This is a genomic window from Clostridium sp. AM27-28 (genome assembly GCF_003480955.1).
GTDB lineage: Bacteria > Bacillota > Clostridia > Lachnospirales > Lachnospiraceae > Otoolea > Otoolea fessa.
Window position 1 is genome coordinate 341,881 of sequence record NZ_QUJT01000002.1, and the last position, 21,028, is coordinate 362,908.

Here is a 21,028-nt window from a genome sequence, read left to right on the forward strand (position 1 = left end):
CTGGCGGGAGTCGGTCTGCTGCTGTGCGTGGCAGGGATGGCATTCAGTGTCCGCAGCCAGGGCAATACGCCGGTCGGCGCGCTGTCGATGTGCTTTTCGAGCATATTATTTTCCGTGGCGTCGCTGATGTACGGATGGAAATCTTTTAAAGAAGAAGAAAAAAATTATATATTCGCGAAAATTGGTACGATTTTGTCGGGGCTTCTGGTCATCTGGTGGATTGTGACGATTTTGATTGGCATCCGGGGCTAAGAATGAATGGGTTTTATGCGTGGCTTGCCTGGAATGCCGGACCAATGGAACGCCGGTAAGAGCCTTTGCGGCGGGCGTGGTTTGAAAGGGAAATTTGGCGATGGCAGAAGGAGGGAAATATCTGAACATGAAATATTGGGAACTTTTGAAAGAAGAAAATGAGGCGGTTGCGGAGCGCCATGAGCTCGCGATGGAGCGCATCGGCCATATGAAAGAAGAAGCGACGGTTGGTGAGCCATACCGGGCATTTTTTGAGCGCACCGTCCAGTTTATCGAGCTGATAGAAGAAACCTTCCAGAAACAGATGGATGGGACGCTGGCGGCGATGAGCCAGAAAGAGGCGGCAGAATTTAACCGGACGCTTTATGCGGATATACTTCCTGGGGCGTATGGAAAGAGCTTTGCGAACCCGGACTATGCGGCAAAAGAGCTGGGAGAGGACTATGGTCCGTGGCTGTCATTTCTCTATACGGAGATCCGCAGCGCGATCGTTTACGCCTATGAGAGCCGTCTGGTGGATGTGACGGTGTTGGAGGAACTGTTTATTGAGGTTTACAACCTGTTTGAGGGCGGTACTCCGGAGGTGGCGGAGCTTCGCGAGCCGCTTTATTATTTTGTCAGCGATTACTGTGACCGGATGCTTCCGTGGCGGGTGCGTGAGACGCTGGATCCGTCGCTGGATTTCGGAAAATCGATCATCATGGACAGTGATTTGAGCGATCTGCGTTATCTGTACCGGTTTGGCGAATATATCTCGGAGACAGAGCTTGCGACGGCGCGTTTTATGAATGAGCTGCCGGAGGAGACGGTACGCCGGATGGCAGATACCTACACAGAAGGCTACCGCAAGGGATTTGCGGCGACCGGACGCAGCTATGAGGGCAAGAAAACGGTGCAGATCCGTTATCACATCGGATTTGAGCGCATGATCCGGATGGCAGTGGAAAATTTCCGCGAACTCGGTCTGGAGCCGATCATTGCCCGCGCCTCCATCGGCACGGTGAACCGGATGGCGGCGCGCACGAACGGTTACTATGGCACACCGGCGAACCGCCAGTACGAGTATGATCACCGCTACGACAATGCGGTTTACCTGGACAAGGCCTTTCGTGAGCGGAAACTGTCTATTTTGAAGGTGGCATATGAGACATACAAGGATCTGGCGTCGGTATATGCCGGTCCGGCAGTTGTGGAAACCTTCGGCGAGGCCGGATTTGAGCCGGTCAATGCAGCAGCAGCCTTTTCTTTAAGTGAAAAACAGGAGAAACTGCTGTTATCCTACAGCAATGAGGCGATGCAGATTGTGGACGCGTATATTCCGGGAACGGAGACGAGCTTCACAATCATTGCATTCCCGCTTCCGGAGATCGGAGCGGAGTTTGAGGCGGTTTTTAAGGAGACGATCCGCATCAATACGCTGGACTATGAGCTGTACCGCGACATCCAGCAGATCATGATCAACGAACTGGATCAGGCATCGCAAGTCCACATCAGCGGACGCGGCGGCAACCGTACCGATCTGACCGTACAGCTTCACACGCTTGCTGAGCCGACGAAACAGTCGAATTTCGAAAACTGCGTGGCGGATGTAAATATTCCGGTTGGAGAAGTTTTTACCTCCCCGCAGCTTGCTGGGACAAACGGGCTTCTGCATGTCGGCAGCGTCTATATCGGGGAATTTCAGTTCAAAGATCTGGAAATCCGGTTTGAAAATGGTATCGCTGTCTCCTATACCTGCAAAAACTTTGAGACGGAAGAGGAAAATAAGGCGTTAGTGAAACAGATGATCCTCAAAAACCATGAGACGCTGCCGATGGGCGAGTTTGCGATTGGCACCAACACAACTGCGTATGAGGTAGCGCTGCGCTACGGCATTCTCGACAAATTCCCGATTCTGATTGCCGAGAAGATGGGACCGCACTTTGCGGTAGGCGATACCTGCTACAGCTGGATGGAGGACTGCCCGGTCTTCAACCCGGATGGACGCGAGATGGTGGCGCGTGAGAATGAGATTTCAGCAAAACGCAAAGAAAACCCGCAGGAGGCATATTTTGGCTGCCATACAGACATTACAATCCCGTACTCCGAGCTGGATACGATCGAGGCGATTCATCCAGATGGAACGAGTGTAAAGATCATCGCGGGCGGACGGTTTGCGCTGCCGGGGACGGAGAAGCTGAATGAGCCACTGGAAAAATAAAAAGAAAAAGTCATAGAAAACAGGTTTATTCTCATATAATCTCCTGAAAAGGGATTCCGGAGCAGCCGGATGGGAGATAGAATCAGAAAATGGATAGCCGTTCTGCTGGCAGGAAGTATACTGGCGATGATTCAGTTGGTTCCGGCCGGCGGGGCGGTTTTTGTTCGTGAAAACATAGAAAATAAAGAGATTCTGGGAGAGAAAGAGACTTCTCTACAACAGACCCTTCACGCCCGCGCCTGGGTTCTCATGGATGCGGACAGTGGGCGTATTCTGGCGGAGAAAGATGCGGATACCGCTTATCCGATGGCAAGCACGACGAAGATTCTGACCTGCATTCTCGCACTGGAACAGGGAAATCCCGATGACTGGGTCGGGGTATCAGAGAAAGCGGCCTCCATGCCGGATGTCCAGCTCAATATGCGGGCGGGGGAGCGGTACCGCCTATCGGATCTACTCTATTCCCTGATGCTGGAATCCCACAACGACAGCGCCGTGGCGGTGGCGGAGCACATCGGGGGAAGCGTGGAAGAATTTGCGGAGAAAATGAACCGGAAAGCGCGGGAGATAGGATGTAAGAATGTTTGTTTCGTGACACCGAACGGTCTGGACGTTGCGGATGCGGATGGAAACGAACACAGCGCTTCGGCGGCGGATATGGCGCGGATCATGCGCTACTGCGCGTTCCAGTCGCCGTGCCACGAAACATTTCTGGAAATTACCCGTACGGCATCACGGACGATTCAGGATGAGTCGGGAAACCGTTCATTTTACCTGGCAAACCACAACGCGCTTTTAAGCCAGTGCGCGGAGGTGCTGTCGGGCAAGACAGGATTTACCGGGAAAGCCGGGTACTGTTATGTAGCGGCGTTAAAAAAAGAAGGAAAAGCATTTACGGTGGCGCTTCTCGGCTGCGGGTGGCCGCCGCACAAGACGTACAAATGGGCGGATATGCGGAAACTCGATCAGTATGCATTTGATACATATAACTGGTATGATATATTTGACCGGGAGAAAACATTTCCGGAGGTGGAGGTGAGGCGGGGCGTGAAAGGAACGACGGCGCTCACACTGAATCTGCCATCGGAAAAACAGACGTTTCTGATGCTTCTGCGCGCGGACGAGAAGCCAGACATCCGTTATGAGTACCCGACCGAGCTGGAAGCACCGGTTCATGAAGGACAGGAGGTCGGGCAGGCATCCTATTATATTAATGACGAGCAGGTGGCTGCTTATCCGATCTATGCGGCAGAAACAGTGGAGAAGATTGATTATGGGTGGTGTTTAAGACGATGCGTAACTTATTTTGAAAGAGAATTTCAGTCAATGTGGAAGACGTGGGGAGTTTGAGTTGTTATTACTGGGCACGTATGCGTGAACAGCAACGACTTGTTCACAATACGTTTACAAAAATCTGCTTTATTTTGCTGGTTAATTTTGTTATAACTATAGATAGTGTGAATTACTGAGAATCTTGAAAAGAATGTATTTTTTGCACAGAAAAATATTTCCAATCAGGACTCAAACAAGGATCTGGACACGGAAACGTGGAAAGAGAAAGAGAGGCACGGAGGATGAAACAGACATCACTGAGCAGAGAACAGGGGCTTGCGCTCCTTCGCAAGTATAATAAAGAACCATTTCATATTTTACATGGATTGACCGTGGAAGGCGTCATGGAGTGGTATGCCGAGCAGCTGGGATACGGGGACGAAAAAGCATTCTGGGGCATGGCAGGACTGCTGCATGACATTGATTTTGAACTTTATCCGGAAGAACACTGCGAGCGGGCACCGGAGCTTCTGCGCGACGGAGGCGCAGAGGAAGATTTAGTCCATGCGGTTGTCAGCCACGGCTACGGCATACGGGTGGATGTGGCTCCGGAACATGAGATGGAAAAGGTGTTGTTTGCAGCCGATGAGCTGACAGGGCTTATCTGGGCGGCGGCGAAGATGCGCCCGTCCAAGAGCACCAAGGACATGGAGCTTTCAAGTCTTAAGAAGAAATTTAAGGACAAGAAATTTGCGGCTGGATGTTCCAGAGATGTGATCCGCCGCGGGGCTGATCAGCTTGGCTGGGAATTAGACAAACTGATGGAACAGACGATTCTCGCCATGCGCTCCTGTGAGGATCGGGTCAAAAAAGAGATGGAGGAACTGGAGTTTTGAGAGAAAATAAACCAATGAAACTGTTGTCGGTAGCGATTCCGTGCTACAATTCGGCGGCATATATGCGTAACTGCATCGAATCCCTGCTGCCGGGCGGCGATGAGGTGGAGATCCTGATCGTGGATGACGGTTCCACAAAAGATAATACGGCGGAGATTGCCGATGAGTATGAGAGAAACTATCCGGGGATTTGCCGGGCGATTCATCAGGAAAACGGTGGTCACGGCGAGGCCGTCAATGCGGGACTGCGCAATGCGACGGGCGTCTATTATAAGGTCGTGGACAGCGACGACTGGGTCAACGAAGAAGCGTACATGGAGGTCCTGGACACGCTGCGCAAATTCGTCCATGATAATGTGACGCTGGATATGCTGATCACGAATTTTGTCTATGAAAAACAGGGCGCGAAGCACAAAAAAGTTATGAACTACAACATGGCGCTCCCAAAACGCCAGCTCATCGACTGGAACGGTGCAAGAGGCTTCCGTCTGGGACAGTATATCCTGATGCATTCGGTCATTTACCGTGTGGAAATGCTTCGGAACTGCGGCTTGGAACTGCCAAAGCATACGTTCTACGTGGATAATATTTTTGTATATCAGCCGCTTCCACACGTAAAATCCATGTACTACCTGGATGTGAATTTCTACCGCTATTTCATCGGACGCGACGATCAGTCGGTCAATGAAAAAGTCATGATCAGCCGTATTGATCAGCAGATACTCGTCACGAAGCTGATGCTGGGATATTACGATGTGACCAAGATCAAGAATCCAAAGCTGCGCCACTACATGGTCCGCTATCTGGAGATCATGATGACAGTTACTTCAATTCTGGCGATTCGCTCGGAGACAGAGGAGAATCTGAAGAAGAAAAAAGAACTGTGGCAGTATCTGAAACAGCAGAATTTCACGCTGTATATGCGCCTGCGCTGGGGCTTCCTCGGACAGGGCGTAAACCTGCCGGGAAAAGGCGGACGGAAGGTGTCGATCGCCTGCTATAAGATTTCGCAGAAGTTTTATGGGTTTAACTAGAAATTCATTATAAAAATTGAAATAATATGGATTAGAAAACGAAATCAAATCTATCATAAAAGTGAAATTAAAAGATCCGATCGTCTGGAAAGTCGAGTGTTTCCAGATGGTCGGATTTTCTGATTCTATGTCAATCATTAGATATGATTCGATAAGGGATTACCACGTGATGAATGTTAGAGACCTAGTTTTCGTAATGGCTGCGGCAGGGGGGATTTATCGCAGATAAAAAGCTGGCACCTGTCATACTTTGGCGCCAGCTTATGTTTACTTGTCTTGAGAAATCCTTTAGCGAATATATTCCGGTTCGTTCTCTGTCTCTTCCTGCGTGCTTCCCGCATATACTAACGGATAGATAGCTGCGCTTAAAAGAATCGCGCCTGCGACGTCCAGAACCGAGTGCTGTTTCAGCGAGACAGTTGCCATGCAGATAGCGACCATCAGGATACCGGAAAGAATCCGGATTACTTTGTGCTTTTTCAGAGACTCACTCTTCATGACCGCGATGTGGGTTCCGATGGAATTGTACACGTGGATGCTTGGAAATACATTCGTGTTCGTGTCAGCCTGGTGGAGCATATAGACCAGACGGGAACAGAGGTTCTTGTCCGGGTTTACGGCGGTCCGCAGGTCAGTTCCATTCGGGAACAGGGTGCAGATTAAGAGTGACAGCGTCATACCGGTAAATAAAAATGCACATAACCGGTAATATTCTTCCTTGTTCTTGAAGAACAGGTATGCAATCGCAGCGGTCACATAGGCGAACCACAGTAAATATGGGATGACGAAGTATTCATTAAACGGAATCATATCATCCAGCGATGAGTGCATGATATGGTAATTGGAGGTCACGGTTTTTTCCAGATGCATAAACCACGGAAGATAGATAAATCCGTATCCCAGAATCCATATATGCCCGTATTTCTTCAGGAGTTCCTTCAGAAAATGTTTCATATCAATCAACCTCGATTTTCTTTTTATCATAAATAAATTAACATTATTTTAACATCTCTCCAAGTTCGTCTGATTATAGCACACTCACCCGCCAACTTCAAGGCTAAATAGGGATTGTTATAAATATTAAGAAAAAGGTTATGGAATGTGAAATTTGTTAAACAAAAATTTTATGGATGGACAGGGACTTTAAGTAAAATAAAAACAGCTTGCTCAACTGCAAGCTGCTTCATCAATAGCGAGAGGGGGATTCGAACCCTCGACACCGCGGGTATGAACCGCGTGCTCTAGCCAACTGAGCTATCTCGCCATATTAAATTTTAAAAAGTGGGACCTACAGGGCTCGAACCTGTGACCCTCTGCTTGTAAGGCAGATGCTCTCCCAGCTGAGCTAAGATCCCAGATAAAATAGCGAGAGGGGGATTCGAACCCTCGACACCGCGGGTATGAACCGCGTGCTCTAGCCAACTGAGCTATCTCGCCATATTAAATTTAGAAAAGTGGGACCTACAGGGCTCGAACCTGTGACCCTCTGCTTGTAAGGCAGATGCTCTCCCAGCTGAGCTAAGATCCCGCTGACACTCGCACAAATCACGACTGCTTTGCAAGTATAATATAAATTTTCAAGATTGTCAACACTTTTGAGAAAATAATTTATAGAAATTTTCTTATCATTTAAAAGGAAGTATGGTATACTTATCTCATGCAAAATTGTAATGGCGCTGTATCCTGTGACAGGTATTCTGGCAGGGTAAAAGATAAAATATAACGCCCCGGCAGGGGAGTTTCTGTATTTTCGGAAAGCAGGGGACGTTATGGCAAAATATGAGGATGGAGTAATGTATTATTTCATTATTAATCCCGCTTCACAGAGTGGCCGCGGCTATAAGATATGGAAGAAAATAGAGCAGCGGCTTGTGCGGGACGGGGTTGAGTATCAGGCATATTTGACAGAATATGCGGGGCAGGCGACAGAGTATGCAAGGAAGCTGACGTCCCACTGCAAGGAGGCACGGGTGATTGTGGTCGTGGGCGGTGACGGGACGATGAATGAGGTCGTGGACGGAATCGTTTCCTGCGACATGGTGACGCTGGGCTATATTCCGGTGGGGACAGGCAGTGATCTGGCGCGCGGGCTCCGGCTTTCGAGAAGACCGATGCGCGGACTGCGCCGGATTTTTAAGGCGCGGCGGATCCGGCAGATCGATTATGGTGTGATTGCATACGGCGATGATGTGCTCCGACATCGGCGTTTTATCGTCAGCGCGGGGATCGGGCTGGATGCGGAAGTATGCCAGCATATGCAGCGTTCGGCGATCAAAAATATCTGCAACCGGATTCATCTGCGGCGATTGTCGTACCGGATACTGGGATTTATACAGTATTTGAAGGCGAAACCGATCCGGGGGTATATTTTGCTCGATGGAACGCGCCGGGTGGAATTTAATTATATTTATTTTATCAGTGCACAGATTCAACCCTGCGAGGGCGGCGGATTCTGGTTTGCGCCGAAGGCGGACAGCAGCGACGGCAACCTGGAGGTCTGCATTGTCAGCCATGCCTCGAAGCGGCAGGTGCTTGGAACCCTGCTCCGGGCGTTGTTCCGGCGCTCCCACAACCGGGGGCTTCGGTGCTTCAGCTGCCGGGAGGTCCAGATCTACACGGAACGCCCGATGGCAGTTCACGTGGACGGCGAGAGCTGTCAGTACCAGAGCAATCTGGAAGTCCGCTGTATTGAGCGTAAATTAAAAATTGTTGGATAAGTGTATATTTTTCAAAAGTATAAAATAATTTATTAAATAAAGTAACTGCGGGCAGTCCGGACAGTTACAAAATGACCAAGAAAGGAACTGGAATACGATGAGAATAGGACAGGGATATGATGTGCATAAACTTGTTCCGGATCGGGAACTGATTTTAGGCGGCGTGACGATCCCGTATGAGAAGGGGCTGTTAGGACATTCGGATGCGGATGTGCTGGTGCATGCGGTGATGGATGCGCTCTTAGGGGCGGCGGCACTGGGCGACATCGGACAGCATTTTCCGGACACGGATCCGGAATATGAGGGTGCGTCGAGCATCGAGCTTCTGAAAAAGGTAGGGAAACTTCTGCAGGAACGCGGCTATGTGATTGAAAATATCGATGCCACGATCATTGCGCAGCGCCCGAAGCTGGCGGCATACCGCCCACAGATGGCAGAAAATATTGCAGATGCGCTGGGGCTTCCGGTCAGCCGTGTGAGTGTCAAGGCGACGACCGAGGAAGGCCTTGGTTTTACAGGCAGCGGCGAGGGCATTTCCTCACAGGCGATTACCCTGTTGACGGAAGTGGAGAATTACTGTTATGATAGTGAAATGATGACGCAGGCAGCGGCTTGCGGTGGATGCGGCGGCTGTGGCGGCTGTCAGGCAGCACCGGAAGCAGATTTAAAATAGAAGAGGAGTAATGAGGTTATGAAAATTTTCAACACATTGTCCCGCAGAAAAGAGGAGTTTGTGCCGATCGAACCGGGCAAGGTTAAGATGTATGTGTGCGGACCGACCGTTTACAATTTTATTCATATTGGAAATGCAAGACCGATGATCGTATTTGATACGGTCCGCCGGTATTTTGAGTACAAAGGATACGAAGTAAACTATGTATCTAACTTTACTGATGTGGATGACAAGATCATCAGGAAAGCCATCGAGGAGGGCGTGGATGCGGAGACGATCTCCAAGCGCTATATCGCAGAGTGCAAAAAAGATATGGAGATGATGAACGTCAAACCGGCGACGAAGAATCCGCAGGCGACTCAGGAGATCGGCGGTATGATCGAGATGATCAATACGCTGATCGAAAAAGGACATGCGTATGTGGCAGCTGACGGCACGGTTTATTTCCGCACCAAATCCTTTAAAGAGTACGGAAAACTGTCCCATAAAAATCTGGACGATCTGCAGTCCGGCTTCCGTGAGATCAAGGTAACCGGCGAGGAAGGCAAGGAAGATCCGACCGATTTCGTTCTCTGGAAACCGAAAAAAGAAGGAGAGCCGTTCTGGGAGTCTCCGTGGTGCCAGGGCCGTCCAGGCTGGCATATCGAGTGCTCCGAGATGTCCAAGAAATACCTTGGCGAGTCCATCGATATCCATGCAGGCGGAGAGGATCTGATCTTCCCGCACCATGAAAATGAGATCGCGCAGAGCGAGTGCGCGAACGGCAAGACTTTTGCCAACTACTGGATGCACAACGCATTCTTAAATATCGATAACCGCAAGATGTCCAAATCTCTTGGAAACTTCTTTACCGTGCGTGAGATCAGTGAGAAATACGATTTGCAGGTTCTGCGTCTCTTCATGCTGAGCGCCCAGTACCGCAGCCCGCTCAATTTCAGCGCGGATTTGATGGAAGCTTCGAAAAACAGCTTAGAGCGCATCCGCACTGCGGCAGAGCATCAGGCAGACTGCCTGAAAGCAGCGAAAGAGGGCGAGATGACGGCGGAGGAGAAGCAGAATCAGGCAGCAGTCGAGGAGTTGGTTCAGAAGTTCGAGACGGCGATGGACGATGATTTCAACACCGCAGATGCGATTTCAGCCATTTTTGAGATTGTACGCCTGAGCAACTCCACGATTTCGGAAGCATCGACGAAGGCATACGTTTCTTATGTCAAAGAGACGATGGACAAACTCTGCGATGTGCTCGGTATTATCACGGAGAAGAAGGAAGAGATTCTGGACAGCGAAGTAGAAGACTTGATCGCAAAACGCCAGCAGGCGAGAAAAGACAAGAATTTCGCACTGGCGGATGAGATCCGTGGACAGCTTCTCGATATGGGAATTATTCTGGAAGATACGAGAGAGGGCGTCAAATGGAAACGGGCTTAAATGCGTTCAAGGAGGCGCTGCATTTAAAACACGTTGAGGTGGGAGAGTATTCCCCGCTGGCGCTGGCGTATATCGGAGATGCGGTCTATGAGCTGGCGATCCGTACCCTTGTCATGAACCGCGGCAATATGCAGGTCAACAAGATGCACAAGAAGACGGCGAACCTGGTCAAGGCGGACGCACAGGCACGTTTTTATTTGCTACTGGAGGAAGAGCTGACGGATGCGGAGAAGACGGCATACCGACGCGGACGCAATGCGAAATCTTTTACGATGCCGAAGCACGCGACGATGAAGGATTACCGGATGGCGACCGGATTTGAGGCGCTGATGGGCTATCTCTATTTGACCGAGCAGTTTGACAGGATGGCAGAACTTCTGGGAAAAGGGCTGGAACAGATGGGAGAATTAATATCGTTATAAATCATGATGAGGAAGATAGATGGAACAGGAAAATAAGCAGGAAAATAGATTTGAAGAGACGATGATCGAAGGCAGAAACGCCGTTTTAGAGGCATTCCGTTCGGGCAAGACGGTGGATAAGCTGTTTGTGCTGGATGGCTGCCAGGATGGACCGGTCAAGACGATCACGAGAGAGGCAAAAAAGCAGAATACGATCATCCACTATGTGGCGAAGGAGAGACTCGACCAGCTTTCTGAGACCGGCAAGCATCAGGGCGTGATTGCACAGGCAGCGGCATACCGCTATGCAGAGGTGGAAGATATGCTAAAGCTGGCAGAAGAGAAAGGCGAGCCGCCGTTTCTCTTTATTCTGGATGGCATTGAGGATCCGCACAATCTGGGTGCGATCATCCGTACTGCCAATCTGGCAGGCGCACATGGCGTGATCATCCCGAAACGCCGCGCAGTGGGACTGACATCGACGGTTGCTAAGACCTCGGCGGGAGCGCTGAATTATACGCCGGTGGCGAAGGTAACCAATATTTCAGCCACGATCGAGGAGCTGAAAGAGAGAGGACTCTGGTTTGTCTGCGCCGATATGGGCGGAGAGAGCATGTACCGCCTCGACTTAAAAGGACCGATCGGTCTGGTGATTGGCAATGAGGGCGAAGGTGTCAGCCGTCTGGTGCGGGAAAAATGTGATTTCATCGCATCGATCCCGATGAAGGGAGATATCGACTCCCTGAACGCATCGGTGGCAGCTGGTGTGCTGGCATATGAGATTGTGCGTCAGAGAATGATGTAGGGTAAGTGAAAGGTATCGGGCAACCGATTCCGCTACTCCCCTCCCCGTTGGAATCATATAAAAATATGAAAAGATAGGAAATGAGAATCGGATGTCTGCGAATGAAAACGGAGGCATCCGATGAAAAAAACGGGAAATTTAAAAAAATAAAAAAAATTCAAAAAAACCGTTGACAAAACGATTGTATCATGATAAACTAATCGAGGCTTAGAGATGAGCCGAAAACAAAAAGATGCTGCTGTAGCACAGTCGGTAGTGCGTCGCATTGGTAGTGCGGAGGTCACGGGTCCGATTCCCGTCAGCAGCTCTGCTAGAAAAGAACGGAAGCCTTTGATTTACAAGGGTTTCCGTTTTTTTTATTCTCTACTTGCAATTCATTCCAGTTGTGCTATAATGATAACAGTTTGGACGGGGACATAGCTCAGCTGGGAGAGCGTTGCGTTCGCAACGCAAAGGTCGCGGGTTCGAATCCCGTTGTCTCCATGATAGAGAAAGCCTTGAAAACACTGGTTTTTCCTTTGTTTTCAAGGCTTTTTTGTGTTTTTAAGATTTCAAGCGGAACAAAATATTCCGTTATAGGTACAAACTTTTCGGTACAAGGATCACACGAAAGATCACACGGACTTTCAGTATCGATGAATTTGCCGCACATTTTTTAAAAAAGAACTTTCGAAAAAATTCAAAAAAATAAAAAAAACTCTTCCATTTTGAACTACCCTATGTTATAATAAACTCACTTGTGAGTCAGAAAGACAAGCAAGCGGGCATGGCGGAATTGGCAGACGCGCCAGATTTAGGTTCTGGTACGAGAGTGTGCAGGTTCAAGTCCTGTTGCCCGCACTAGAAATTACGCAGAAGTGGCGGAATTGGCAGACGCGCACGGTTCAGGTCCGTGTGATGGCAACATCATGAGGGTTCAAGTCCCTTCTTCTGCATGATTAGCTGCAGAACCTGAGTGCAGCGTGGAACTCCCAGAGATGATTTCTCCGGGAGTTTTTCTTTTTCTATACAAGGAATCAAAAAGGGGCAGACGCGCAAGCGAAAGCCCCTTTTGTAATTCGAATTTGTAATATAAATCAAAAAATTAGAATTTCTGAAATTCTTCTACATTTATTACAAATACGGTTGCTCCGCCGACTTTCATGTTCATCGGAACGGTCATATTAACGGTCGGGCAGCAGTTTCCGGCCATGGTCGGCGGCGTGTATACAAGCTGCTCGCGGGCACCGGACATTTTTTTGATGATGGAGATGGCGTCCTCGACGCGTTCATCTTCGACACCGAGCATCAGGGTTGTACTTTTCTTTTTCAGAAAGCCGCCCATCGTGGAAAGCTTGGTGACAAAGAAGGAGTGCTGGTTTAATTCATATACTAAATCATCGGCGTCCTCACTGCCAATGATTGCGATAATCATTTTCATAAGCGGTACCTCCTGAAAAATTTTCTATTATTGTACCATTAATTTATGAAAATGGAAATAAAAAAATGAGAAATTTATGTTAAAATATAAATGATTATGATTGCTTGCAGGTGAGAATTTTTTGGACTGAAAATTCCATCTGCCGCAGGAATGGCGGCAGATTTGCGGGATGAGAGAAAGGCAGAAGTATGATTCGAAATATAGTATTTGATATGGGAATGGTTTTACTGGAGTATGATCCGGTCAAGGTGTGCTGGGAGTACACAGATAATCCGGAGGATGTGGAGTGGATGCGCCGCGAATTGTTTGATTCGAAGGAGTGGTCGCTTTTAGACGAGGGAACGCTGACGGATGCACAGGCGCTGGAGCGGGTGCAGAAACGCCTGCCAAATGAACATCTGCGCTGGCTGGCGAAGGAAAGTCTGGAACACTGGCATGAGTACAACATCTGGGCAAAGCCGGGGATGGGAGAGCTGGTGAAGGAACTGAAAGAAAAGGGCTGCGGCATCTACCTCTGCTCGAATTGTTCCGTGCGCCTGCGTGTGTTCGAGTATGAGATTCCGGGCATTGAATATTTTGATGGCACGCTTGTCTCAGCGGAGGAGAAGCTGGCGAAGCCGAATCCGGCGATCTATGAGAGATTGTTTGAAAAATTTCATCTCAAAGCGGAAGAATGCTTTTTCATCGATGACCGTCAGGATAACATCGACAGCGCGAAGGGCTGCGGCATGGATGGTTACTGTTTTGCGGACGGGAATGTGGAGAGGCTGCGGGCGTACATGGAGGAGATGGAAATATTATAGAAAAGCAGTGCAAGGTGGCCGATAAAAAGATTATTTTCCTAAAAAACACCGGGAGAGTCATAAGCTGATGAAAAGAAAGTGAAAAGGTTTTGGAATCAGGCACTTATGGTCTAAAAAAAATACAAAATCAGCAAGAAATTTGATTGATAATAATATCACAATATGAGATAATGAAGAAGAATGGGGAAAGATGCATTTTTAGTAAATTCCCCTGGAAGATGCATGTGAACAGGCAGTTTTTTGACCGGGAATCTCCGGTGAAAGGCTGCGTCTGTTTTATAACGGATAGTGAGGAGGTCATTATATGAGAGTATCGATTTGTATCGGAAGTGCCTGTCATCTGAAAGGATCCCGTGAGGTAATCCAGAAGCTGCAGAAGCTGGTTTCAGAGAATCATCTGGACAGTGAGGTAGATTTAAATGGAGATTTCTGCAGCGGCAACTGCCGTAAAGGTGTCTGTGTGACGATAGACGGAGAACTGTATTCCGTAAAACCGGAGACAACCGAAGAATTTTTCCAGAAGGAGATTCTGGGACGCCTGAACGCGTAATCGTTTACATATAACGGCAAAAAGAGAGGGAGAGTCTATGCCGATTATTGATTTTAAGGCGACGATGTGTAAGCATTGTTATAAATGTGTGCGGGGCTGCGAAGTGAAATCAATCATGATCCGGGATGGTCATGCATATATCATGCCAAATCGCTGTATTCTCTGTGGGCAGTGCCTTTTGAACTGCCCGCAGTCGGCAAAACGTGTTCCGAGCGAACTTTCCAAGGTCAAAAAGCTGATTGAGAGCGGCGCACCGGTCATTGCATCGCTGTCGTCTTCCTATATGGGGGTTCTGCCGTATAAAAAGCGGGGGCAGGTCAAGTCAGCATTAAAAAAGCTGGGATTTACGAATGTTTGTGATGCGGCGGAGGGCGCCGCGCTGGCGACGGAAGAGTATGTCCGTTTATTAGAGCAGGGCGAGATGAAAAATATCATCACAACTGCCTGTCCGAGTATCGTGAACCTGATTGAGATTCATTATCCGGAACTCATCAAATATCTGGCACCGGTGCTGATTCCGTCGGGGATCCATACGCGCATGCTGTATGCGGAGTTTGGCGAGGCGGCGAAGGTAGTCGTGATCGGACCGTGTATCGCGGAAAAAGAGAAAAACAGGGTTGTGAAGCCGGATGCAGTCCTCACATTTGAGGATTTAAAACAGTGGCTGTCAGAGGAACAGATCGAGATCGAAGCATGTGAGGAAGAACCGTTCGAGGATCGTGAACCGGGCGCGAACCTGCGTTATCCGGTCAGCGGCGGACTGCTCACGGCGGTGACGGCGACTCAGAAGAAACCGGACAAGTATCGCAAGTTCTACGTCAGCGGCGTGAAGGACTGCCTGGATGTCTGTGAGGCGATGAAAACCGGCGAGGTGGCTGGCTGTTTCATCGAGATGAATGCCTGTCATGGAGGCTGTGTCAATGGACCATCCACGGCGACCTCAGTGTCGAGTTTTAAAGTTAAGCTGGATCTGGAAGCGATGCTTCCGAAGGAACCGGCAGATCTATCCCTGATGCATGAGGCGGCGCGCCAGGTGGAGGTTCACCGGACGTTTGCGGATCGTTCCCAGAAGGAGCCGATTCCGACCGAGGAAGAGATCCGGGAGATCTTGAAAAAGACGGGCAAGATGACGCCGGAGCAGGAATTAAACTGCGGTGCGTGCGGTTATCCGACCTGCCGGGAGAAGGCGATCGCTGTTTTCCAGAAAAAGGCGGAGGTCGATATGTGTATTCCGTACCTGCATGACCGGGCGCAGTCGCTGTCCCATCTGGTGATGGATACATCCCCGAACCTGATCATGATCATCGACGATGATATGCGGATCCGAGAGTGTTCGGTGGCGGCAGAAATGTATTTCGGCGTCAAACCGGAGGCGATCAAGGGAAAACCGCTGGAGGACTTTATCAACGCCGAGGATGTACGCGAGGTATTCCGGACGCACACAAGCGTCCACAGCCGGAAGGTGATCTATCCGGATCGGAATCTTGTGACGCTTCAAAACATTGCGTATATCGATGACGGCAATTTTGTCATTGCCACGATCATTGATGTGACGCGCGAGGAAAAACAGGCAAAACAGGAATATGCCAAGAAAAAGGCGACCATTGATCTGGCACAGAATGTCATTTACAAACAGATGATGGTTGCACAGAATATTGCCGGACTCCTGGGTGAGACGACGGCGGAGACGAAGACAACCCTGATGAAGCTTTGTTCCCTGATTGACGATGAGAGCGAAAGTGAGGTCCGATAAATGGGAGTAACCGTAGATGTCACGTTTAAAAGTCTGAATAAGTATTCAGAGATCCTGTGCGGCGATACGGTAGAGTGCCTGAAAACGGAAGATTCGGACGTTATCATTCTGGCGGACGGCATGGGAAGCGGCGTCAAGGCGAATATTCTTTCGACGCTTACGGCAAAGATTCTGGGTACGATGTTTTTAAATGGAGCCACGCTGGAGGAATGTGTGGAGACGATTGTGCAGACGCTTCCGATCTGTCAGACGAGACAGGTGGCGTATGCGACGTTCTCGATTCTCCAGATTTTCAACAACGGCGAGGTATATTTAGTTGAATATGATAACCCGCGATGCATTTTTTTGCGCTGTGGTCATGTGGTGGAGCTGCAGAAATACAAGCGACTTGTCAAGGACAAGGAGATCAGCGAGTGCCGGTTCCAGGTTCAGAAGGGTGATGCGCTGGTACTTGTCAGCGACGGCGTGACGCACGCGGGAGTCGGAAAGAGCGGCAAATATAAATTTGGCTGGCCGTGGGAGTCGGTGGCAGAGTTTGTTTCGGAACAATGCCTGACCTCTCTTTCGTCGGCACGTATGGCGGCGGCACTCTGTGCGGAATGCAGCCAGATTTACGAGGGAAAACCGGGCGATGATACGACGGTTGTGGTAGCTCGGATCATTGACCGGAAACCGGTCAACCTGATGACGGGACCGCCGCTCGACCGCAACGACGATGAGACGATCACGGCGGATTTTATGAAAGATGAGTCGGCAAAGCACATTGTATCGGGCGGAACCAGCGCGACGATCCTGTCGCGGGAGCTGGGACGACCGCTGCGGGTATCAATGGATTACAGCGACCCGGATATTCCGCCGATCGCTTTTATGGAAGGCATCGATCTGGTGACGGAGGGAGTTCTGACGCTGCGGAAAGCGATCGAACTTCTGAAACGCTATCTGATCGAATGCGATTTAAGTTCTGAGTTTTTCAGCGAGTTGGACAAGAAAAATGGTGCGTCCATGATCGCGAAGATTTTGATAGAAGACTGCACGGAATTACATATGTTTGTGGGAACGGCGGCGAACAGCGCCTACCAGAATCCAGGGCTGGCGTTTGATCTGGGAATCCGCCAGAACCTGGTCAAACAGCTAAAAGAAGCAGTCGAAGGTATGGGAAAGAAAGTTACGGTAACGTATTATTAATAAGGAGGATAAAACATGGTAACGAATGACGCGACAATTCTGCGCATCAAACATGAGATACTTTATGAGGTAGCAAAGCTTGCCTGGAATGATCAGTTAGAGGACGGAAGAGACGATATTCCGTACAAAATCAGCCCTGGTCCGCAGGCACAGTACCGCTGCTGTGTATACAAGGAGAGAGAGATTGTCCGCCAGAGAATCCGTCTGGCAGAAGGTAAATGTCCGTCTGACCGCAATACAAACAACGTCGTACAGGTTATCAATGCAGCCTGTGAGGAGTGCCCGATTGCGTCCTACACAGTCACCGATAACTGCCGTAAATGTATGGGTAAAGCCTGCCAGAACTCCTGTCCGTTTGGAGCGATCAGCATGGGAAATACCAAGGCGCACATCGACCCGGATAAATGCCGCGAGTGCGGAAAGTGTTCCCAGGCATGCCCATACAATGCGATTGCCCATCTGGAGCGCCCGTGTAAGAAGGTCTGCCCAGTGGATGCGATTACCTACGATGAGTATGGTGTATGTGTGATCGATGAGAAAAAATGTATCCAGTGTGGCGCCTGCATCCATTCCTGCCCGTTCGGTGCGATCGGTTCCAAGACCTTCATGGTCGATGTGATCCGCCTGATCAACGCAGGCAAAAAGGTCGTAGCGATGCTGGCACCGGCGACCGAAGGCCAGTTTGGACCGGACATCACGTTTGCAAGTTGGAAAACAGCTTTAAAGAAGATTGGATTTGCAGATATGATCGAGGTTGGTCTGGGCGGCGATATGACCGCGGCAGCCGAGGCAGAAGAGTGGGCGGAAGCTTACAAAGAGGGCAAGAAGATGACGACCTCCTGCTGTCCGGCATTTGTCAACATGATCAAACAGCATTTCCCACAGCTGCTTGACAATATGTCCACGACGGTTTCCCCGATGTGTGCGGTCTCCCGTATGCTGAAGGCGCAGGATCCGGAGGTTGTCACTGTCTTTATCGGACCGTGTATCGCGAAGAAGAGCGAGACGCTGGATCTGAATATCCAGGGCAATGCGGACTATGCGATGACTTACGGAGAGATCCGTGCGATGATGCGGGCGAAAGACGTAAATCTGGAGCCGGAAGAGAACAGTATGCAGGAAGCCAGTGTATTTGGAAAACGCTTCGGCAACGGCGGCGGCGTAACAGCGGCGGTATTAGAATGTCTGAAGGAGTCTGGTGAGAATACCGATATCAAGGTAGCGCGCTGCAACGGTGCGGCTGAGTGTAAGAAAGCCCTTCTTCTTCTGAAAGTGGGACGTCTGCCGGAGGACTTCATCGAGGGTATGGCGTGCGTCGGCGGCTGTGTCGGCGGACCGAGCAAGCACAAAGCCGAGCTGGAGGCGAAGAAGTCGAGAGACAAACTCATCGCCGAGGCAGATGCAAGAGAAGTACATGAGAACCTGAAGGCGTATGATATGTCGTCGTTCTCGATGCATCGGCATTGATGTGGGATACCCTTGGGAGAATGTGGCTGAGATAAAATAAATAGGAATTTATATATGAGTTAGTGGGAAAGTGCCTGCTCTGGAAAATGAAATTTGGGATATGAATTTTATTTTCTGGGGCGGGCGTTTTTCGTTGTGAAAATTCCAAAAGAGTTCTTGCATTTAGAGAATAGATGTGTTAGACTCAATATATCTTATCGAAATGAACTGCGGTCGCAGGTGGTTTCGTTCTAATTTATCTTTTTATTCTGGTAATTTGTGAGGTGCGTTTCGCACAGAATTCGATGATTTAGGAAAATTTGGGAGAATCGGATAACTGTATCGTTATAAAAAATGTGCAATATATTATATGATATATGCAATGCAAAATGAAAGCTTTTTATAGACGGAAAGAACCGTTGTTTAACTCAGAGTGAGGATGTGTTTTGAATTAGAAGAATGAAAATAGAGAATAGAAATTTGATATAAATTAGAACTTATATAACTTGCGAAAGAGGATAAGAAAAGAGATGTGAAAAAGGTTTGAGGGGGGAGGTTTGAGTTGTTAAAAATAAACATGGGGGCTCATAAAGGGCGTCGCTGCCGGAATGGTACCATTTTGGGAATATCACTGATATTGATATTTTCATCCGGTAGAATGGCGCTGGCAGCTGAAAATGCAGTGAAACAGGCAGAAACAGCTGTCATAGTCGGCTACAGCGTCTCATTTATAGATGCTGAGAATGCAAATCATCTTATATTTCATACGCAAACGGGCAAAGTTTTGGAAGGAACTTCCCTGAATGTATCTTTCCCAGAGCAAATCATAGGGAGCGACGGGCATATCTGGAAATCAGCGGTACAGTCACCGCAAATATTTGAACTGTATGGAACAGGAACTGAAAAAATTTATATCAAATATGAAAGAGGCGGCAAGGTCCCAGAAATGGGAGCAGAGGAGGATGCCGCCATGCTAGCGCTTCGGAAACGCCTGGAACGATGGAAACAGAGGGCATGGGAGGCAGAGTGTGCCATATTTGGGCGCGAGGATGCGGCGGTATCGGGCAGCGATTCCGGTCTGACCGTTCAAAATCAGTCGGAAAATGATGCCAGGATCCGGAATCTGGTATCTGCGATCGGGGATGCAGCGTGGCATGAATTTTATCTGATTGGTCAGGATTTTACACCATCGGCAAAAACAATCGGGGTGGAATACGACGCGGTTTATTCTGAGGTGGAAGAGGATTCCTTTTCGGTGGATGGAAAGGAATATATCATCACGCGCATCCGGGTGCGGAGAAAATGGGATGACCGTACTTGTACGCATCAGTGGAGCCAATGGGAGTGGGAGGAAAATGATTGCTTAAAGAATGGGCGGGCAGTGTATGTCTGCGGACGATGTCAGAAAGAAAAGATAGAGCGCCTTCCGGCGCTGGGGCACCTGGATGAAAACGGGGATCAAATCTGTGACCGCTGTGGAAGCGTGGATTGGAGTGAAAGTGAAATGCCCGAAAAAGTGATCTGGAAGGAGGGCGATGTCCAACTGCGCGAGGTGGGCGGAGAGATTTTGTCATTTACCTGTATCGACGACGATTACCATGACTGGCAGAATGAACACCGGAAAGCAGCGCTGTTTCTCTGTGACCGCGTGATCCGGGCGGATGTGGACACGGCACCGGGAAAAAAGATGAAGATTTTCTCGTTTGGCAAAGACAATAATTATAAAACTTCGCAGGTGCGCGCATGGCTGCAGAAAAACAGTCAGAACAGCAGCTTCTGTCTGGAACCGATCCATACGGGAATCCAGACCGCGTACATGGGAAGCACGGCGGCTGGTGCATTTTCGCAAACGTCCGGGCGGGAACTGGCGCGTCATGATATTGGTTTTCAGCTTATGAACGACCAGCTTTTCTGCCTGTCATTGGAAGAGGCACTTGCGTACCGGGAATATCTATGGCGGTTTGATTCCGGGGATGATAACCCACAAAGTCAGGTCAGTGCCTATTCACAGGGATATTATCTGCGGACGCCTTTTTATTTGCAGGATGAAAACGGGAAATTCATTTATAATCAGCAGATTTATGGCGTTGATCTGGTAAATGGCTGTCTGCGTCCGGTGAGGACGGACAGTGAGACATATGGAGTACGTCCGGCATTTGCACTGTCACAGATGTAAAAAAGAATACTTGTTGA

18 protein-coding genes and 8 tRNA genes are annotated in these 21,028 nt (G+C 49.3%); 20 read left to right on the top strand and 6 right to left on the bottom strand.

All coding sequences use genetic code 11. The features are described 5' to 3' along the window. The 5 genes from DW720_RS15605 to DW720_RS04365 all read left to right on the top strand — a co-directional run. Nucleotides 1-252, top strand: a 252-nt coding sequence (locus DW720_RS15605) for a hypothetical protein (protein ID WP_207665581.1), incomplete at its 5' end; no start/stop codon positions are given. A 100-nt stretch (nucleotides 253-352) separates the two neighbouring features. Next, on the top strand, nucleotides 353-2,452 hold the full coding sequence (locus tag DW720_RS04350; protein ID WP_243099696.1) for an aminopeptidase: 2,100 nt from the start codon (nucleotides 353-355) through the stop codon (nucleotides 2,450-2,452). Nucleotides 2,453-2,521: 69 nt separating this feature from the next. Next, entirely contained in the window at nucleotides 2,522-3,802 is a 1,281-nt protein-coding gene (locus tag DW720_RS04355) for a D-alanyl-D-alanine carboxypeptidase family protein (protein WP_118749289.1), read from the top strand. 224 nt (nucleotides 3,803-4,026) lie between these two features. Further along, entirely contained in the window at nucleotides 4,027-4,620 is a 594-nt protein-coding gene (locus tag DW720_RS04360) for a hydrolase (protein ID WP_118491577.1), read from the top strand. A 14-nt stretch (nucleotides 4,621-4,634) separates the two neighbouring features. Further along, nucleotides 4,635-5,654 carry a glycosyltransferase family 2 protein gene (locus DW720_RS04365; RefSeq protein WP_107000480.1) on the top strand — a complete coding sequence of 340 codons (1,020 nt, stop codon included), beginning with the start codon at nucleotides 4,635-4,637 and terminating at the stop codon, nucleotides 5,652-5,654. A gap of 288 nt (nucleotides 5,655-5,942) precedes the next feature. Here the strand turns inward: DW720_RS04365 and DW720_RS04370 are convergent, their stop codons facing one another. The 5 genes from DW720_RS04370 to DW720_RS04390 all read right to left on the bottom strand — a co-directional run bounded on the left by DW720_RS04370 (nucleotide 5,943) and on the right by DW720_RS04390 (nucleotide 7,182). After that, a complete protein-coding gene (locus tag DW720_RS04370; protein ID WP_107000973.1) occupies nucleotides 5,943-6,608 on the bottom strand; it encodes a phosphatase PAP2 family protein in 666 nt (221 codons plus the stop codon). 236 nt (nucleotides 6,609-6,844) lie between these two features. Beyond that, nucleotides 6,845-6,918, bottom strand: a tRNA-Met gene (locus DW720_RS04375). 18 nt (nucleotides 6,919-6,936) lie between these two features. Beyond that, nucleotides 6,937-7,009, bottom strand: a tRNA-Val gene (locus tag DW720_RS04380). Between the two features lie 8 nt (nucleotides 7,010-7,017). Continuing rightward, nucleotides 7,018-7,091: transfer RNA gene (locus DW720_RS04385), tRNA-Met, on the bottom strand. An 18-nt stretch (nucleotides 7,092-7,109) separates the two neighbouring features. After that, nucleotides 7,110-7,182 (bottom strand) — tRNA-Val (locus tag DW720_RS04390). Between the two features lie 241 nt (nucleotides 7,183-7,423). On the opposite strand from DW720_RS04390, the gene DW720_RS04395 reads away from it, so the two are divergent. The 9 genes from DW720_RS04395 to DW720_RS04435 all read left to right on the top strand — a co-directional run bounded on the left by DW720_RS04395 (nucleotide 7,424) and on the right by DW720_RS04435 (nucleotide 12,613). Beyond that, nucleotides 7,424-8,371: a diacylglycerol kinase family protein gene (locus DW720_RS04395; RefSeq protein ID WP_329750704.1), complete on the top strand. Its 948-nt coding sequence runs from the start codon at nucleotides 7,424-7,426 to the stop codon at nucleotides 8,369-8,371. Nucleotides 8,372-8,468: 97 nt separating this feature from the next. Next, nucleotides 8,469-9,044, top strand: a complete 576-nt coding sequence (gene ispF / locus DW720_RS04400; protein ID WP_107000479.1) for a 2-C-methyl-D-erythritol 2,4-cyclodiphosphate synthase — start codon at nucleotides 8,469-8,471, stop codon at nucleotides 9,042-9,044. A gap of 18 nt (nucleotides 9,045-9,062) precedes the next feature. Beyond that, complete coding sequence (gene cysS / locus DW720_RS04405) at nucleotides 9,063-10,472, top strand: cysteine--tRNA ligase (RefSeq protein ID WP_107000478.1); 1,410 nt, start codon at nucleotides 9,063-9,065, stop codon at nucleotides 10,470-10,472. After that, on the top strand, nucleotides 10,457-10,894 hold the full coding sequence (locus DW720_RS04410) for a ribonuclease III domain-containing protein (protein ID WP_118749290.1): 438 nt from the start codon (nucleotides 10,457-10,459) through the stop codon (nucleotides 10,892-10,894). The genes cysS and DW720_RS04410 overlap by 16 nt, the downstream gene beginning before the upstream one ends. 19 nt (nucleotides 10,895-10,913) lie before the next feature. Next, a complete protein-coding gene (gene rlmB / locus DW720_RS04415) occupies nucleotides 10,914-11,678 on the top strand; it encodes a 23S rRNA (guanosine(2251)-2'-O)-methyltransferase RlmB (protein WP_022358985.1) in 765 nt (254 codons plus the stop codon). A gap of 234 nt (nucleotides 11,679-11,912) precedes the next feature. Continuing rightward, nucleotides 11,913-11,985 (top strand) — tRNA-Thr (locus DW720_RS04420). 103 nt (nucleotides 11,986-12,088) lie between these two features. Next, nucleotides 12,089-12,161 (top strand) — tRNA-Ala (locus DW720_RS04425). A 277-nt stretch (nucleotides 12,162-12,438) separates the two neighbouring features. Beyond that, nucleotides 12,439-12,518 (top strand) — tRNA-Leu (locus tag DW720_RS04430). Between the two features lie 11 nt (nucleotides 12,519-12,529). Then, nucleotides 12,530-12,613, top strand: a tRNA-Leu gene (locus DW720_RS04435). A 149-nt stretch (nucleotides 12,614-12,762) separates the two neighbouring features. Here the strand turns inward: DW720_RS04435 and DW720_RS04440 are convergent. Next, nucleotides 12,763-13,098, bottom strand: coding sequence for a cyclic-di-AMP receptor (locus DW720_RS04440; RefSeq protein ID WP_022358984.1), 336 nt, complete (start codon nucleotides 13,096-13,098; stop codon nucleotides 12,763-12,765). 188 nt (nucleotides 13,099-13,286) lie between these two features. Here DW720_RS04440 and DW720_RS04445 point away from each other — a divergent pair, with 188 nt between their 5' ends. The 6 genes from DW720_RS04445 (at nucleotide 13,287) to DW720_RS04470 (ending at nucleotide 21,011) form a co-directional block, all read left to right on the top strand. Then, on the top strand, nucleotides 13,287-13,901 hold the full coding sequence (locus tag DW720_RS04445) for an HAD family phosphatase (RefSeq protein WP_118468125.1): 615 nt from the start codon (nucleotides 13,287-13,289) through the stop codon (nucleotides 13,899-13,901). Between the two features lie 304 nt (nucleotides 13,902-14,205). Beyond that, nucleotides 14,206-14,451, top strand: coding sequence for an NAD(P)H-dependent oxidoreductase subunit E (locus tag DW720_RS04450; protein WP_107000475.1), 246 nt, complete (start codon nucleotides 14,206-14,208; stop codon nucleotides 14,449-14,451). Between the two features lie 37 nt (nucleotides 14,452-14,488). Then, nucleotides 14,489-16,204, top strand: a complete 1,716-nt coding sequence (locus tag DW720_RS04455; RefSeq protein ID WP_118468124.1) for a [Fe-Fe] hydrogenase large subunit C-terminal domain-containing protein — start codon at nucleotides 14,489-14,491, stop codon at nucleotides 16,202-16,204. Then, nucleotides 16,205-17,389, top strand: a complete 1,185-nt coding sequence (locus DW720_RS04460) for a SpoIIE family protein phosphatase (RefSeq protein WP_107000473.1) — start codon at nucleotides 16,205-16,207, stop codon at nucleotides 17,387-17,389. Nucleotides 17,390-17,404: 15 nt separating this feature from the next. After that, on the top strand, nucleotides 17,405-18,856 hold the full coding sequence (locus DW720_RS04465) for a 4Fe-4S dicluster domain-containing protein (protein WP_107000472.1): 1,452 nt from the start codon (nucleotides 17,405-17,407) through the stop codon (nucleotides 18,854-18,856). 925 nt (nucleotides 18,857-19,781) lie between these two features. Continuing rightward, a complete protein-coding gene (locus tag DW720_RS04470) occupies nucleotides 19,782-21,011 on the top strand; it encodes a DUF6273 domain-containing protein (protein ID WP_147353102.1) in 1,230 nt (409 codons plus the stop codon). The last annotated feature ends 17 nt before the right edge of the window (nucleotides 21,012-21,028 follow it).

Coding starts and splice junctions, on each gene's coding strand:
- DW720_RS04350 (WP_243099696.1), top strand. CDS start 353: ATGGCAGAAGGAGGGAAATATCTGAACATGAAATATTGGGAACTTTTG.
- DW720_RS04355 (WP_118749289.1), top strand. CDS start 2,522: ATGGGAGATAGAATCAGAAAATGGATAGCCGTTCTGCTGGCAGGAAGT.
- DW720_RS04360 (WP_118491577.1), top strand. CDS start 4,027: ATGAAACAGACATCACTGAGCAGAGAACAGGGGCTTGCGCTCCTTCGC.
- DW720_RS04365 (WP_107000480.1), top strand. CDS start 4,635: ATGAAACTGTTGTCGGTAGCGATTCCGTGCTACAATTCGGCGGCATAT.
- DW720_RS04370 (WP_107000973.1), bottom strand. CDS start 6,608: ATGAAACATTTTCTGAAGGAACTCCTGAAGAAATACGGGCATATATGG.
- DW720_RS04395 (WP_329750704.1), top strand. CDS start 7,424: ATGGCAAAATATGAGGATGGAGTAATGTATTATTTCATTATTAATCCC.
- ispF (WP_107000479.1), top strand. CDS start 8,469: ATGAGAATAGGACAGGGATATGATGTGCATAAACTTGTTCCGGATCGG.
- cysS (WP_107000478.1), top strand. CDS start 9,063: ATGAAAATTTTCAACACATTGTCCCGCAGAAAAGAGGAGTTTGTGCCG.
- DW720_RS04410 (WP_118749290.1), top strand. CDS start 10,457: ATGGAAACGGGCTTAAATGCGTTCAAGGAGGCGCTGCATTTAAAACAC.
- rlmB (WP_022358985.1), top strand. CDS start 10,914: ATGGAACAGGAAAATAAGCAGGAAAATAGATTTGAAGAGACGATGATC.
- DW720_RS04440 (WP_022358984.1), bottom strand. CDS start 13,098: ATGAAAATGATTATCGCAATCATTGGCAGTGAGGACGCCGATGATTTA.
- DW720_RS04445 (WP_118468125.1), top strand. CDS start 13,287: ATGATTCGAAATATAGTATTTGATATGGGAATGGTTTTACTGGAGTAT.
- DW720_RS04450 (WP_107000475.1), top strand. CDS start 14,206: ATGAGAGTATCGATTTGTATCGGAAGTGCCTGTCATCTGAAAGGATCC.
- DW720_RS04455 (WP_118468124.1), top strand. CDS start 14,489: ATGCCGATTATTGATTTTAAGGCGACGATGTGTAAGCATTGTTATAAA.
- DW720_RS04460 (WP_107000473.1), top strand. CDS start 16,205: ATGGGAGTAACCGTAGATGTCACGTTTAAAAGTCTGAATAAGTATTCA.
- DW720_RS04465 (WP_107000472.1), top strand. CDS start 17,405: ATGGTAACGAATGACGCGACAATTCTGCGCATCAAACATGAGATACTT.
- DW720_RS04470 (WP_147353102.1), top strand. CDS start 19,782: ATGGGAGCAGAGGAGGATGCCGCCATGCTAGCGCTTCGGAAACGCCTG.